Annotated in this window: 13 protein-coding genes; 9 read left to right on the top strand and 4 right to left on the bottom strand. The window is 52.8% G+C overall.

Translation table 11 applies throughout. From position 1 onward, the window contains the following. Nucleotides 1–53: 53 nt before the first annotated feature. Nucleotides 54–1,019 carry an AEC family transporter gene (locus tag ACKU4E_RS11245; protein WP_320171166.1) on the top strand — a complete coding sequence of 322 codons (966 nt, stop codon included), beginning with the start codon at nucleotides 54–56 and terminating at the stop codon, nucleotides 1,017–1,019. A gap of 44 nt (nucleotides 1,020–1,063) precedes the next feature. Here the strand turns inward: ACKU4E_RS11245 and ACKU4E_RS11250 are convergent, their stop codons facing one another. Further along, nucleotides 1,064–2,128 carry an HD domain-containing phosphohydrolase gene (locus ACKU4E_RS11250; RefSeq protein WP_320171167.1) on the bottom strand — a complete coding sequence of 355 codons (1,065 nt, stop codon included), beginning with the start codon at nucleotides 2,126–2,128 and terminating at the stop codon, nucleotides 1,064–1,066. 353 nt (nucleotides 2,129–2,481) lie between these two features. Between ACKU4E_RS11250 and ACKU4E_RS11255 the strand changes: the two genes are divergently transcribed. Both ACKU4E_RS11255 and ACKU4E_RS11260 read left to right on the top strand, forming a co-directional pair. Then, on the top strand, nucleotides 2,482–2,670 hold the full coding sequence (locus tag ACKU4E_RS11255) for a hypothetical protein (RefSeq protein WP_320171168.1): 189 nt from the start codon (nucleotides 2,482–2,484) through the stop codon (nucleotides 2,668–2,670). Nucleotides 2,671–2,746: 76 nt separating this feature from the next. Further along, nucleotides 2,747–3,427, top strand: a complete 681-nt coding sequence (locus tag ACKU4E_RS11260; RefSeq protein ID WP_320171169.1) for a transporter substrate-binding domain-containing protein — start codon at nucleotides 2,747–2,749, stop codon at nucleotides 3,425–3,427. Here the strand turns inward: ACKU4E_RS11260 and ACKU4E_RS11265 are convergent. Both ACKU4E_RS11265 and ACKU4E_RS11270 read right to left on the bottom strand, forming a co-directional pair. Further along, nucleotides 3,424–5,169 carry a chloride channel protein gene (locus ACKU4E_RS11265; protein ID WP_320171170.1) on the bottom strand — a complete coding sequence of 582 codons (1,746 nt, stop codon included), beginning with the start codon at nucleotides 5,167–5,169 and terminating at the stop codon, nucleotides 3,424–3,426. The genes ACKU4E_RS11260 and ACKU4E_RS11265 overlap by 4 nt on opposite strands. A 23-nt stretch (nucleotides 5,170–5,192) precedes the next feature. Then, nucleotides 5,193–6,434 (bottom strand): nucleoside transporter C-terminal domain-containing protein, encoded by a 1,242-nt coding sequence (locus ACKU4E_RS11270; RefSeq protein ID WP_320171171.1) that lies wholly within the window; start codon nucleotides 6,432–6,434, stop codon nucleotides 5,193–5,195. 332 nt (nucleotides 6,435–6,766) lie between these two features. Between ACKU4E_RS11270 and ACKU4E_RS11275 the strand changes: the two genes are divergently transcribed. Beyond that, complete coding sequence (locus ACKU4E_RS11275) at nucleotides 6,767–7,228, top strand: chemotaxis protein CheX (RefSeq protein WP_320171172.1); 462 nt, start codon at nucleotides 6,767–6,769, stop codon at nucleotides 7,226–7,228. A 35-nt stretch (nucleotides 7,229–7,263) separates the two neighbouring features. After that, complete coding sequence (locus ACKU4E_RS11280) at nucleotides 7,264–8,853, top strand: HEAT repeat domain-containing protein (RefSeq protein ID WP_320171173.1); 1,590 nt, start codon at nucleotides 7,264–7,266, stop codon at nucleotides 8,851–8,853. Between the two features lie 158 nt (nucleotides 8,854–9,011). On the opposite strand, the gene ACKU4E_RS11285 is transcribed toward ACKU4E_RS11280, so the two are convergent. Next, entirely contained in the window at nucleotides 9,012–11,084 is a 2,073-nt protein-coding gene (locus tag ACKU4E_RS11285) for a sigma 54-interacting transcriptional regulator (RefSeq protein ID WP_320171174.1), read from the bottom strand. Between the two features lie 320 nt (nucleotides 11,085–11,404). Here ACKU4E_RS11285 and ACKU4E_RS11290 point away from each other — a divergent pair, with 320 nt between their 5' ends. The 4 genes from ACKU4E_RS11290 to ACKU4E_RS11305 are packed head-to-tail and all read left to right on the top strand — an operon-like array spanning nucleotide 11,405 to nucleotide 15,187. After that, nucleotides 11,405–12,754, top strand: a complete 1,350-nt coding sequence (locus ACKU4E_RS11290; protein ID WP_320171175.1) for a dihydrolipoamide acetyltransferase family protein — start codon at nucleotides 11,405–11,407, stop codon at nucleotides 12,752–12,754. Nucleotides 12,755–12,761: 7 nt separating this feature from the next. After that, nucleotides 12,762–13,151: a Lin0512 family protein gene (locus tag ACKU4E_RS11295; protein WP_320171176.1), complete on the top strand. Its 390-nt coding sequence runs from the start codon at nucleotides 12,762–12,764 to the stop codon at nucleotides 13,149–13,151. 58 nt (nucleotides 13,152–13,209) lie between these two features. Continuing rightward, nucleotides 13,210–14,169 carry a thiamine pyrophosphate-dependent dehydrogenase E1 component subunit alpha gene (locus ACKU4E_RS11300; RefSeq protein ID WP_320171177.1) on the top strand — a complete coding sequence of 320 codons (960 nt, stop codon included), beginning with the start codon at nucleotides 13,210–13,212 and terminating at the stop codon, nucleotides 14,167–14,169. Between the two features lie 46 nt (nucleotides 14,170–14,215). Further along, nucleotides 14,216–15,187 carry an alpha-ketoacid dehydrogenase subunit beta gene (locus ACKU4E_RS11305; protein WP_320171178.1) on the top strand — a complete coding sequence of 324 codons (972 nt, stop codon included), beginning with the start codon at nucleotides 14,216–14,218 and terminating at the stop codon, nucleotides 15,185–15,187. Nucleotides 15,188–15,229: the final 42 nt, after the last annotated feature.

Genomic DNA, 15,229 nt, shown 5'->3' on the forward strand with positions numbered 1-15,229 from the left:
TCGCCTTTTCTATACTCTCCTGCTTTTCACCCACCCCAACACAGATTCAACCCATGCTCACAATAGTTCTTTCCGCGCTGATTCCGCTGTTTCTTATGGTCCTTGCAGGGGCATTCTGCCACCGCAGAGAAATACTTCCCGAAAATTCGGCAACAGTCCTGAACGGATTCGTCTACTATTTTTCCCTGCCGGCACTCCTGTTCGTATCCCTGGCCGAAACACCCTTTGAAGAAATTGCCCAGGGAGACTTCATCGGCGGCTACCTTGTCGCCATGTTCATCGCATACGGGCTGATGTTTATTACATCCGGGATCATGTTCAAGGGACATTTCACGGAACACGGCATCCGGGCCTGTTCGGGCTGCTTCCCGAATTCAGCATACCTGGGTCTGCCGATCATGATGTATCTGTTCCAAAGCAGCAGACAGGCTCTCCTGGCCACGACTCTGGCCATCATCCTGCCGATAGTCATCATCATAACGGTGGTTGTCACATTCGAAATACATAGGGCGGACAAATCCAAACCCGTACTTCAGACGGTCTGGCAGATTTCCCTTTCAATGCTCAAGACCCCCCTGATCGGTTCATCCTTTGCGGGCGCGCTTTTCTCTTTTCTGCACCTGCAACTGCCTGAATTCCTTGCAAACGGCCTGCACAGCTTCGGGATGGCTTCCATTCCCTGTGCCCTTTTTGCAATCGGAATCCTGATAGTTCGTCAGAAAATGGAAATGAAACTGCTGAATATCGGTGTTGTGAATGTGTTCAAACTGATTGTGCACCCGATATTGACCGCAATATGCCTGCTGGCATTCGGGGTGCGTGGGCAGATGCTTCTGATGGGAATAATACTTGCCGGTATGCCCACAGCGACCCTTTCATGCATTCTGGCCGAGACATACCGGACCTGCGAAACGGAAACATCGGCAACTATGCTGGTTTCCATGATCCTGTACATACCGGCCATGCTCTTTACATTGATGATCACCGAACATTTCGGCTTCAAGTTGGTGGCTGGTTAGTCCTGTTTACGCTTTTACAGCGGTCTCAAAGACTTCAATTCTGCTTACCCCATTTTCTGCAGGGCAATGGCTCGGAGCTGCTGCATTTTTTCCTTGTTTTTGAGCAGAGCCTTCATTTCAGGGTTGTTTGAAATAATGAAAGAGATGAGTGAAGATGTCAGACCCGGATCATATTTCTTCTTGCATTCAGTCAGGATAATCGCGGCTAAAATCGGGTTGAGTGCTGCACGCTGATTGCGTTCCTCTATCATCCCGCAAAAGGCATCGGCTATTGCGCAGACCCTGGCCTCGGTGGACAGCGCATCCCCTCTTCTTCCCTTGGGGTATCCGCTGCCGTCCAGACGTTCGTGGTGGTCCATCACACATGCTTTGACAATTTCATCCTGAATATCCAGCCTGTTGAGCATTTTCTCCGCAATATCGACGTGCTCCTGCATGCGCATCTTTTCTTTATAGAGGAAGGGACCTTTCTTGCCCAGCAGGGCGGAAGGAATCTGGGTCATCCCAAGATCATGGAGCACCAGCCCCATTGCCAACGGATTCATATTCTGTTTTTCACCGGGATTATACGCCTGTTTGAGATGAATAGCCGTGCCCACGAAAAGCGTATTCACAATGTGATTGCAAAGATCCATATCACGCCGGAGAGCATTAAAAAAATGTGTCCACCTGTTCGGGTCAATCCAGACATACTCACAGTAGATCGCGAGCACTGCCCGGACTTCCTCCAGGGTTTCGCCGACAGGATTGCCGTAAAAGGCCCGCACCTTTTCCAGAACACCGTCGTAAAAAATCTTTGCTGCATCCGCTTCATCAAGATAGTGCTCTGTCAGCAATGCGCCCAGGTTCTTGCTGATGTGTCCGGCAAGCTTCTCATAATCATCTTTTAATATGAAAAGATTGCCTTCATTTACATAACGGCGCAACTGTTCCTGCTTTTTATCGGACAGCCTTGTATCCTTTGCAAAGAGCGAAACCACTCTTTCAACCTCCTCATCATAAATACAAAGAGGCACAGGCAGCCTGCTTCCGAATGTACTTACGATGTTGGTGCTGATCTGCAAAAATTCTTCCGAGCCAATGTCCTGAGGAGCTGCATTGTTTCCCATCCCGGCATCCTTGGTAAAAACTTAAGATAAATAAAGATGTTTTATTTTAAGAATTTTTACCGTATGCCAGATACAATAAAATGTAAATTACATTAGCAACTTCAGGCATTCATCATTTCATATTTTCCGCCCTACCTCGCATACAGACATCTTCATTTTTATTCTTTATCTAACAATCCTTGAAGTGATTTAATAAATAGGCTAATTTCCATACTTACGATTTTCATACTGTTCAGCTCCGGGCCGGAATGCCCAAACTTAAGTAACCCTGTACAACAGTCTGAACAAAACTTGCCCGGACCGCTGGGCAACGGCCTTTAAAATTAATCATGCAAGTCGGATGGAGACTGCTGATGAAGGATAAAATCCCCGGAAATTTCATGGGCGCCGCCCGCAGGATCATGGATGAAAACCCGGAGCTTAAGGAACAATTGCAGAAAACCATGGGCAATGTGGCCGATTCCGTAGTTAAGAAAAAATACGTACCTGCAAACAACGGTAATGGGGAAAAGGGTAAAAGCATTGATAATAAAAAATCTTAAGCTTGCACTCCGAACAATACTGGCCAGCATATTTATCCTGATCCTATACACTGCTCCGGCAAGCTCGGAAGCGCCTGTGAAGGTCGGCGTTGCACACTTCCCGCCGTGGGCAACTGTGACCGAAGGCAAAGCAGGAGGATTTGATCCGGAACTGGTGGATCGTCTGCTCAAACGTATCGGGTTCAAGGCGGAATTTCTTCCCATGAAATTCAGTGACCTGCTGAACGGCCTGAAATCCGGAGAAATAGACATTGCCGCCAGCCTGCTTTTCAGGCGAGACCGCAATGAGTACATCCGCTATCTTTCACCACCTTACAGGACTCAGTCAGATGTCCGGTTTTACGCCAGAAAAAGTTCCGGTATACGGATAAACAAATACATCGATATGGCCGGTTACAAAATCGCCATAAGTAAAGGTGTAAGATATTTTCCCGTATTCGACATGGATGACCGGATGGTTAAAAGAGCCTATCCCTCTCAATTAGCCGCGTTCAAGGCCCTTGCAGAAGGGGAAGTAGACCTTGCTGTGTGCTCCGGTGTTTCCGGAGAATACTACATAAGGGAATTGGGAGCGCAGAACACGATCCGCAAGTGTCTGTTCAGCTATGTCCCCAGACTGATGCCCGTATATATAGGCGTGTCCAGAAAATCGCCCTTGATGTCCCGCACGGATGAGCTTGATCAGATTCTAGGCTCAATGAAAGAATTCGGTGTTCTTAATGAACTGGCGAACCAGCAGGGTGTGTCGCTGCATTAAAAAAGATTGTCACTTGCCCCGTAGGATTTCATTTCTCCACGATAGGCGGATAGGATGTCTTCCTTTGTTATGAAACCCTGAAATTCTCCCCCCTTGATAAAAGGAAGAGTCCGCTTTCCGCTGCGGTTCATTATCTCCAGAATTTCTTCCGCCCCCATGTCCTCGTCTATGACCGGAGCATTCCGGTCCACAGCCACTTCCCCAATGTTGCTGCTGCGTTGTCCCGGATCAAGTATGGAAGATCTGGCAGCGACAACATCCACCATGCCAATGAACTTGCCGTCATCGCCGTCAACAATAGGTATGTGGGTCTGCGGCGTACTGGTAAGCACCCCGATAAAATCGCTCACCGGCATCTGGGGGCTTACCGAAGTCAATTCCCTATGCACAAGAGTTGTGGGGTCGATATCGGCCAGAATCTTTGCATCGGTCTTCGGCCGCAGCAGCTGACCTTTCTCAACCAGGTCCTTAAAGTAGAAAGAGGACGGCTCAAAGGCATGGGTCAACATGGACGAAAGAAATGTGACCGTCATTATATGCATTACCGCATGGTAGCCGTTGGTAATCTCCAGAACAAGAAAAACGCTGGTCAAGGGGGCCTGCATCACTCCGCTGAGAACTCCGGCCATGCCCATAAGTGCGTAAGACCCCTCTCCGGTAAGCCAATGTACAGGCAGAACCATGGCCGCGCCCCGGTAAAAAAGAGCGCCGAAAAGGGAACCTATTACCAGACAGGGGGCGAATATTCCGCCGAGCCCTCCACTGCCAAGGGTAAGTGATGTTGTGGCTATCCGGGTTAAAAGCATCAGACTTACTACAAGAAAACCGGTTGGAAGGGTTCCGTGTATCGCCATTTTGATGGAGTTGTATCCTTCACCCAGCGAATAGGGGAATACCAACCCGATCAACCCCACGCACAACCCGCCGATTCCGGCCCTGATCCACTGCACACCGGACATCCCGGCCCAGATTGACCCTACCTGCCTTATGGCCCGGACAAAACCGACCGAAACCAATGAAGCCAGCATGGCCAGCAGAACGGAAACGCCCAGATCAATAAAGCTCATGGGTGGAAAATCCTGACTGAAAGGAATCACATTGCCTTGCAGCAACCGAGATGTCTGGGTTGCCACCACCGAGGAGATGGCTATGGGGATAAGATGGTACGGAGTCCACTCTCCGAGGATTATTTCAACCGCGAAAATCATCCCGGTAACCGGCGCATTGAAGATTGCTGAAATTGATCCCGCGGCACCGCAGCCGATCAGGGTCATGCGCGACTGACCGCCCATCCGGAGCAGCCGGGAAAGGTTGGAGCCCATTGACGAGCCGCTGAGTACGACCGGAGCTTCAGGTCCGGCAGATCCGCCGCTGGCAATCGTCAGCAGGCTGGTCACCAGAGCGCTTATAATGGAAACGGGACGCAGAAACCCCTGCTTGAGCCCGACCTTTGCGATGACCTCCCCCACCCCGTGCCCGCCGGATTCCTTGAGAATATTCCTGCTCAAAAAAACTGCGGCCGCAGCTCCGGCAGCAGGCAGCATAAAGACCCACCAGTGTCCGGAATGAGTTACGCGCATGGTGGCAAGATAATCCAGGGCTCTGTTCAGGGCGACTGCGGCCAACGCCGAACAGGCCCCCACAAGAATAGCCGCAAAAATAAGCAGGGCATTTTTGGAAGGACTGCGGAAATGAAGAAAAGCCCTCAGCTGTGCCGGACTGTAATCTGTATGGTGGAACAATTCACGTGCCTCGCAGGTTGAGGTTAATAAAGCATTCCCACAATAGCTCCGGTCATGCAGGTGGCCAGGGTTCCTCCCACAACCGACTTCACGCCGAGCTCGACAATCTCCGCCTTACGTGACGGAGCAATAGAAATGAGACCACCGATAAGAATACCCAGACTTCCGAGGTTGGCGAACCCGCACATTGCATACGTCATTATCATGGTAGAACGAGGCGAAAGCGCACCGGCAGGAAGAGCCGCCAGTTGCAGATAAGCCAGAAATTCGTTCAGGATCGTCTTGGTGCCCATAAGCGAGGATGCTGTAAAGGCCTCTCCTGCCGGAATACCCATGAGCCAGACGATGGGCCACATGATGAAACCCAGAATCCGCTGCAGAGTCAGAGGAGCCCCGTAGACATCCGGCAGAAAGGACAGAACCTGATTGCCCAGCGAAACCAGCGCCACCAGCACCAGCAGCAGAGCAATCACATTTATAAGCAGGGTCACACCGTCAGACGTTCCTCTCACGACTGCGTCCATGGAACTTTCAGACTGCCGGCCTATCTCAACAATGCTGTCGCTGGAAATTTTTGATTTTTCCGGGACAATAAGCTTTGAGATCAATATGGAAGCCGGAGCACTGATGATCGAAGCGGTCAGTATATGGCCTATGGCCCCCGGAATAACAGGGTTCAGAATGCTGGCGTAAAGAACAAGCACGGTCCCGGAAATCGTGGCCATGCCGCTTATCATCAGGGTCATCAGTTCACTGCGGGTCATACCTTTAACATAGGGTGAAATAATAATCGGGGCCTCTACCATACCGACAAAAATATTCGATGCCACCCCAAGCCCCAAGGCCCCGCCTATTCCCATTGTTTTCTGCAGGACGAATGAAAACCCTCGCACGACCACCGGGATGACTCTCCAGTGAAAAAGCAGGGCCGAAAGAGCGCTGACCACCAGAATCAGAGGCAGAGCCCTGAAGGCCAGCGTCCAGCTTGCACCGGGGGAAGTCTCCACAAAAGGCAGCGGTCCGCCTCCTATGTATCCGAAAATGAAACTCGAACCGGCGGTTGTAGCTTCCTGCAAAGCGTCCACCACATGGTTGAGGTAGAGCATGACTTTGCTGAAAGCAGGAATCTTAAGCATCAATCCGGCTACCACCAGTTGAAGAGCTATACCGGCAACCATATTTCTTATACTGACATTTCGTCTGTCTTCACTGAACAGCCAGGCGACACCAATCAGTCCGATCAATCCTGCAATGCTTTGAACCATATTTTTCCCTTTCACAGGCAGTCTGCCGACGGCAGGTATATTTGTATTTATATCAGCAGAGTTACACCATAGCCATACGGCACGCAACCTTGGCGTTCACCGACAGATCCCGGAGCCCATACTGTTGAAAAAGGTATTTCCCGGTCATATCTTCAGGACCGTATCCGTACATCAATAACAGCCTGCAACAAAAAAGACGCAGATTATAAGCATCCTTCTTGAACCTTTCTGTTTTTATCGTTAATATCATAAAAATTTTTTTTGGCTTATGTCGCGGATAAAGTAGAGCTGAAGCCCCGACTTGGGGAAGAACGTCTGGAAAGGGACCTGTTATGAATGTGGAATTAGCCAAGCCTTTTATCAAGGCCGCTGTAGACGTATTATCAATGATGGCCATGATTACACCGAACCCCGGTAAACCGTATGTAAAAAAAACCAATACCGCCATGGGTGATGTTACAGGTCTTGTGGGCATCACCGGGGACATGAACGGTACGATCTCCATTACTTTCAGCAAAAGCTGTGCTGTTGCCATCGTCAAGAACATGCTCGGCGATGACATCCAGGATATAGTCCAGGATGTGCAGGATGCCGTAGGCGAAATTGTAAACATGGTTTCCGGTCAGGCCAGGGCCGGGCTGGCGGAACAGGGCATGGTTTTTTCCGGTTCAACTCCTTCTGTAATCATGGGAGACAACCACTCCATTACCCACATTGCCACCTCTCCGATAATGGCCATTCCGTTCAGTACGGACGCCGGGGAATTTACAATTGAATTCTGCTTTCAGAAATAAGAATCAGCTTCAGCATAAAAAGGTGAGTTATTGATATGTCTATGTTAACAGGTTTCAGAGAAAAATCTTTTTTGGACAAAATCAGCATCCTTAATGAAATTGCCATGGGCAAGGATGCAGCAGAGCTGGAAGAACTGCTTGAGCTGTTCAGGACTCCGCTGGATGATACATCGGTAGATTACATGGTGGTGACCGCTCTGAACGGAGTTCTGTCCGCAGATGAAGCCAGTTCAGTCAAGCTTCTGGAATCCGAGGACGAAAAGCTGAAAATTCTCTGCATCAGAATATGCGGTGAATTCAGGTTCAAAAGCGCCGTACCAGCCCTGCTGAAGATGGCGGATGAAACATCCGAAACAGACCTTCTTTTCGAAGTCCTCACCTCTCTCTCCAAAATAGGAGGAAGCGAAGCGCTGGCGCTTTACCGTGCCAACCTGAATAACAAGGATGACCTTGTTGTAGTAATGTGCATTGAAATGATCGGCGAACTGAAGGACGAGGATTCCATAGACGCCCTCAAAGAATTTGTCATCCGCAACAACGCGGACGGCCACTACGAAGTTTGTGATCTGACCACCTGGAAGGCGGTTGAAGCTCTGAGCGCAATAGGCTCTGAAGACGCGCTGCAATTCGTGGTGGACAACCTGCACCACCGCAACCCCACTGTGCGCAGGGTTGTAACGGACTCCCTGACTTCGTTGGGTCCCGTTGCCGTTCCTTTCCTCAAGAAAATAATCACTCCGGAGGCAGAAAAGGACGACATGATCCTTGCCGCCAACGTACTCGGATTCATCGGCGACAAGGACGGGCTGGACGTTCTGATGGACGCGGTGGAAAAAGGCTACTCCGATGATTCAAGCGTAAGGTACGCAATATACGAAGCAATGGGTCGCATCGGGACAATGAAAGGGGTGATAAGCCTTATCGACGGCCTTGAAGACGGTGATGAGCTTATTACCGTGGCGGTCATGACCGGTCTGGACTCGCTAGTAAATGCCGGGGTGCTTAAAAAGCTGATCGAAATGATCAACAGCGGCGGAAGCAAGGGCGGCAAAATACTGCGGGCCATTGTCACTGCCAGGGCAGTTAATATTTTTGCAGGTCTTTACGGAGAAGGCAAAATCGGCCGCTTTCTGATGAACGCGGTTGCGGCCTCCAAAGACCATGTGGTCCACGATGCTTTCCGGGACAAACTGCGCGAAATCGGAGGCGAAGAAGCCGAAGCAGATATCGCCAGATTGCCGGTAATGGATTCCGGAACCGGACGCAGAGCGCTTGCAGTGGATGATTCGAAATCCATGCTGGCCCTCTACCGCAGCATCCTGACCGGGGCGGGATATGAACCCACCGTTGCCGAAAACGGGCAGGACGCATACACTCATGTGGAAAACGGTGCTGTTTTCGATGTGATCATAACCGACATGAACATGCCGGTCATGGACGGTATGGAACTGGTTTCCAAACTGCGCCAGACGGACGGATTCCAGTCCGTCCCGGTGATCATGGTCACTACGGAGTCGGAATACTCCCAGCAGGATCTGGCAAGGAAAACCGGGGTGAACGATTTCATCACCAAACCCTTCACTGCGGATCAGCTCAAAGGGAAAATCGCCGAATACGTCAAGTAGCTTCTGAGCCGCTTTTCATTCAATACGAAAAATATAAATACGCCCCCGAAAGATCTTTCGGGGGCGTATTTGTTTATAAAAATCCTTCAAAGCAGGCAGTGCAGACAAGTTCCGTGCAATCCGGAAAATCCATGACACGGACATACCCCCGGCAGGTATCACGCCTGTATGCTGTGACGCTCCATCTTGGCGTACAGGGTGTTACGGCCGATCCCCAGCGCCTTGGCGGCCTTGCTGATATTCCCGCCATGGAAATCCAGTGCTTCCCGGATAGCATCAGCCTCCCTGTCCTTGAGCTGAAACCCGCTGCCGACAGCCTTAGGGCTTCCGGAAGACGGCACAACGGCTTTCTCCAGCAGGTAGTGCGGCAGATGTTCTTCCATAAGCACCGGACCGGACATGGTATTCACGGCATACTCGATGCAGTTGACCAGTTCGCGTACATTACCGGGCCAGTCGTAGGCCAGCATCCGTTCCGCAGCCCGGCTGTTCAGCCCTTCGCAGCGGATTCCGAACTCGGCACAAAGCCTTTCCAGATGATATTCAGCCAGCAGGACAATGTCCGTCCCTCTTTCTCTGAGTGGAGGAAGCCCTATGCCCACAACGTTTAGGCGATAAAAAAGATCTTCCCTGAAACGGCCCTGCCGCACAAGCTCCCGGAGGTCCTTGTTGGTGGCGGCAATAATCTTCACATCCACCGGCACCGGGGTGGTTCCACCCACAGGGACAACGGACCGTTCTTCCAGAGCCCGGAGCAGGTTGACCTGCTGCTGCAGAGGCATTTCGGAAACCTCGTCCAGAAAAAGAACCCCTTTGTCGGCCTTACGGAACTTGCCCTCCCGTCCCTGCTTTGAAGCGCCGGTGAATGAACCGCCACGATATCCGAACAATTCGCTTTGAACCAGTTCGCCGGAAAACGCGCCGCAGTTTACGGCAACAAAAGGCTTGTCGGCTCTCGGACCGGCCCGGTGTATTCCACGGGCGAACAACTCCTTGCCGGTTCCTGACTCTCCCTGCAGCAAAACTGTAGACGGAGTTCTGGCCACCCTTGCGGCCTTGAGTATTGCTGTGCGCATGGCCCGGCTGGAATGAAGCACATGCTCAAATCCGGCCGGTATGTCTTCGCTGTCATCAACGTGGCTATCCGCAGCATGACCGCAGGCCGCGGCGACCTGATGGACGGATTGGGGCTCACAGATGGTAACCATTGTGTTCAGGCAGGTTCCTCCGGCATTTCCGACCACCAGAGCCCGGACAAAAAGTTCGGGATTGCTCAGGCAGCGCATCACGATGGGGCCGCCATTCTTCGATTCCCTGGCCCGGACAAGAAAATCACCATAGTCGAAAAACTCGTCGGCCTTGCGACCGCGCAGGGTTTCCCACGGACTTCCCAGCAGTGTTTCCGCTGCTCCGTTGGCGCTTACTATATGTCCTGTCCTGTCCAGCGAAAGTATTCCGGTCATTACGGAATTGAACATGGAGGAAAAGATGGAACCCAGCTGCCCTTCAAGTTCCGAGCAGTACAGCCTGCCCAGACGCTGCTCAAGCGATCTTGTGGCCTGAAGCACAAGTTCAAGGCTTTTGCTGTGATCGGACGAAGCGGGTCCTGAAATGTCGAAACAGCCCCAGATATGCCCGTGCGGGTCCATTATCGGCGCGGCTGTGCATGACCAGCTGTGATGGCTTCTGCAGAAATGCTCCTCGGCAAAGACCTGCATCGGACGTCCCGTAACCAGAGAGGTCCCGATGGCGTTCGTACCTACACATTCCTCGGCCCAGTTGGCGCCGGGCCCGAAATTGAGCTTGTCCGCCTGCCTGAGCACTTCCAGATCGCCGCAGGTTCTTACGACACGGGCATTGGCATTGGTAAAGGTAAGCAGCAGTCCCCTGCCGCGAATTGATTCATAAGCAGTGCGCTCCACATCTCCGCAGATCTTCTGCAGAGTGGAGGAAAACGCTTCCAGCTGGTCCATGGGCATAAAATCCCAACAGCTTCTCGGCGCCGGATCAATCTCCATCTTCCGGCATCTGTTCCAGGAATCGACTATCCCCTCGTCGAGTCCGTCAAAAACCACCGGACGCCCATCCACGAAATTTTTCCATTTGGAATAGTCAACCCGTGACCCTTTCTGCCCGCAGGAACCGGACAACGGGAATTCCATGGGAATATGAGCGGAGTTTCCTGATGTGCGTATTTCAAAGCTGTCACCGTCCCTAAGAAGTAAATACATATGCGTTCTCCGTGACAAGGTGAAAATAAGTACCCCAGCTTGGGCTATCTGACTCATGCATATCCAGACTGTCAAGTGTTCACATTTCGAACACAAGCCCATCCGAACATCCATATTTAATCCTTTTATATCATATGAATAGATCAAAAATAACCCTTCCACCGAACCTTTTCCGCCGTATTGTTCCACTCCTGAACACAGCCGGGTGCCGCACAAAGCTATAACCCTGATCATCATACTGTAATAATTTGATTTTACGCCTTGGCACCTCCGTTGCAATCCGGGATTCCAACCACGTTAATAAATCAGGAGGATCGATCATGGCTCAACAAGTGATCATGCCCAAGTGGGGCCTGACCATGACAGAAGGGAAAGTCGTTCGCTGGCTCAAAGGCGAAGGAGATTCGGTGGAGGCCGGAGAACCTCTCTTTGAGGTGGAGACCGATAAAATAACCAACTCGGTGGAAGCCCCTGCCAGCGGCGTCCTGTTTCAGATCATCGTACCGGAAGGAGAAACGGCCGAAGTCAAGGCCGTGCTGGCAATCATCGCCGCTCCAGGCGAAACACCTGAAAAATCAGCCGGGGGTGCAGCAAGCGCGGAAGCCCCCAGTGAGGCTCCCGCCGCAGCCGCACCGGAAAAAAAGGAAACTCCCGCATCCGCACCTGCCGGTGAAGGAGAGTTCGCAAGGGCCATGCCCGCAGCGCGCAAACTGGCTGAAGAACTCGGAGTGGACCTCTGCACGGTTGCCGGAACCGGGCCCAGAGGGGCCATAACCATGAAAGATGTCCAGTCTGCTGCGGATGCGGCTTTTGACGGCATCAACGCCAGCCCCAAGGCAATCGAATTTGCCCGCAAGAAAGGCATTGACCTGTCACTTGTAACCGGTTCCGGAGAAGACGGGCGCATCACCAAGGCGGATATCCTCAAAGCCATGAATCCCGCTGCCGAACAGCCGGCTCAGGCGGCACCGGCGGAAGCACAGGACACCATCCTTCCCATGGACGGTGTTCGCAAGCTGATTGCGGACAATATGCACGCAAGCCTGAACTCTGCCGCCCAGCTTTCGGTTTTTGTGGAACTTGACGTTACCGAAATGGTCCGCCTGCGCGCAGACCTGCTGGCCCGCAACAAACGCAATCCCGAATACAGGATGTCATACAACGACATCATTTCCTACGCCGTATGCCGCGCTCTCAAACGGCATCCGATCATGAACTCCACCCTGCAGGAAGACGGGATTCACCTTCACCCGCACGTCAACCTCGGCATCGCCGTCTCCCTGCCCAACGGCCTCATAGTTCCCAACGTCAAGAAGGCCGACACCATGACCCTTGAAGAACTGAGGACCGAAGTCCGCGATGTTGCCGGACGTGCCCGCAAGGGCGGCCTGAACATGGACGAAATATCCGGCGGAACATTCACCATCAGTAATGTGAGCATGCTCGGAGTGGACGGCTTCACACCCATTCTCAATCCGCCGGAAACAGGCATCCTCGGCATAGGACGCATTATCGAAAAGCCTGCTGTCAAAGACGGTGAAATAAAAATACGCAGCATGATGACCCTTTCACTGACATTCAACCATATGACCACGGACGGAGCTCCGGCCATGACCTTCCTGCGCGAGCTTGGAGACATGCTGGAAAATCCCGGCCTGATGATCATGTAGGCAGACCATGTCCAGAAAAAGATTTGCAGTGGAACTCGGCTACGCAGCCGACCTTCACGGGGAAGACATGACCAAGGCCGCTGTTCGCGCAGTCCGCGACGCTGTTTCACGGATATGCCTGTGCGGGATTGTGGAGATATGCGGGCGGGACCGTTTTCAGGGCGTGTACGTCCATGCGGTTCTTGCCGTTCCCGATCCGGATGGAGTTGACCGGGAAGCGGTCCTGGCCTGCATCCCCATAGGCGAACCATCGCTGGAACTCGTCAAGGGAGGCATGAGCGTCCCCGGAATCGAGGTCCCGTGTTTCGCCCCCGGGGTCAGCAATATAGTCGTGGCTTGTGCCGCCCTGACCGTCTACGTCGAGACGGACCCTGAAGGCGCTGAAACAGGAGCATAGGAGTAACGGGTCCGGCGATACCATGGCCGGGCCTATCAACCCAGAGGAGTTTTAAACAATGGCTCTCAGCAAGAAGACATTGATCAAGATGTATGAAACCATGAACAGGATCCGGATGTTCGAGCTGAAGCTGCAGGAGCTTTTCGCAGCAAGCGAGATTCCCGGCTTCGTACACCTTTACCTCGGCGAAGAAGCCGTGGCCACCGGAGCATGCTCGGCCCTCACCGATGCCGACATGATAACCAGTACCCACCGCGGGCACGGACATCTGCTGGCCAAAGGCGGAGACCTGAAGCTGATGATGGCGGAAATTTTCGGCAGGCAGACCGGTTACTGCAAGGGCAAGGGAGGCTCCATGCATATAGCCGACCTGGACCTCGGAATTCTCGGAGCAAACGGCATTGTCGGCGGCGGCGGTCCGCTGGCGGCAGGAGCTGCCCTGGCTGCCAAATACAGGAAAAGCGAAGATGTGGCCATGTGCTTTTTCGGAGACGGTGCATCCAACCAGGGAACCACTCAGGAATCCCTCAACATGGCCAGCGCCTGGAAACTGCCCCTGATCTTCATCAATGAAAACAACGGCTACGGCATTTCATGCCCGCAGTGCAAATCCATGGCTGTGGTCGACATCGCCGACCGCGCCGCCGCCTACGACATGCCCGGCGTGGTTGTGGACGGTAACGATGTCCTTGCCGTGTACGAAGCTGTATCCGAAGCAGTTAAGCGCGCACGCAAAGGTGAAGGCCCCTCATTGGTTGAATGCAAGACCTACCGCTGGCGCGGACATTTCGAAGGTGACGCCTGCACCTACCGCTGCACTCAGGAACTTGAAGAATGGATGGCCAAAGACCCGATTCCCCGTTTTGAGGAAAAACTCATCGAAGGCAAGACTGTCACCAAGGATGAAGCGGAAGCTATCAAGGCCCGTATCGCCGATGAGATTGCCGAAGCCGTCGATTTCGCCAAGAACAGCCCCATGCCGCCCTCCAGTGCACTGATGGACGACGTATACGCGTAAACAGGCTGCGTTACCTTTCACGAATTTAAATCCAACGGAGAAAACAATGTCCGAAAAAACATATCTTCAGGCACTCAACGAAGCGATGAAGCAGGAAATGGAGCGTGATAAAAACGTCTTCATCATCGGCGAAGACGTGGGCCAGTTCGGCGGCTGCTTCGGCGTAACCCAGGGTCTTTTCGACACTTTCGGCGAAGACCGGGTAATTGATACCCCCATCACCGAAAGTGCCATTGTCGGCGCTGCCGCCGGTGCTGCAGCCTGCGGTCTGCGTCCTGTTGCGGAACTGATGTTCGTTGATTTCATCGGCGTATCCATGGACCAGCTTTTCAATCAGGCTGCCAAGATGCGCTTCATGTTCGGCGGCAAAACCACCGTCCCCATGACCCTGCGCATGCCCCAGGGTGCAGGGATCGGCGCTGCCGCTCAGCACTCGCAGTGCCTGGAATCATGGTTCATGAACATCCCCGGACTCAAGGTGGTCATCCCCTCCAGCCCGTATGACGCCAAAGGGCTACTCATCAGCGCCATACGCGACGACAACCCGGTGGTCTTTCTGGAACACAAACTGCTCTACGGAGTGAGCGGAGAAGTGCCGGACGAAAGCTACGCCATCGAGATAGGTAAAGCAGACATCAAACGCGAGGGCAAAGATGTGACCATCGTGGCAACCTCCAAGATGGTCTACTCCGCCCTGGAAGCAGCCGAAAAGCTGAAAGCGGACGGAATCGACGTTGAAGTGGTCGACCCGCGCTGCCTGCTGCCGCTGGACAAGGATACCATTCTTGAGTCCGTCAAAAAGACGCATGCACTGGTCGTAGCCCACGAGGCAGTTCAATTCGCCGGACCCGGTGCCGAAATTGCCGCAATGGTTGCCGAAGAAGCAATCGAATATCTGGACGCCCCCGTAAAAAGAGTCGGCGCTCCCTTCTGCCCTGTTCCCTTCTCTCCTCCTCTGGAACAGCACTACATTCCCGGAGCGGCCGACATCATCGAGGCCGTCAAGAGCATCCGTTAAACATATACGGGAAACGACTCCGGTCGTTTCCCCTTACTTTTT

It is taken from the genome of Maridesulfovibrio sp. (assembly GCF_963677005.1).
In the GTDB taxonomy this organism is placed as follows: Bacteria; Desulfobacterota; Desulfovibrionia; order Desulfovibrionales; family Desulfovibrionaceae; genus Maridesulfovibrio.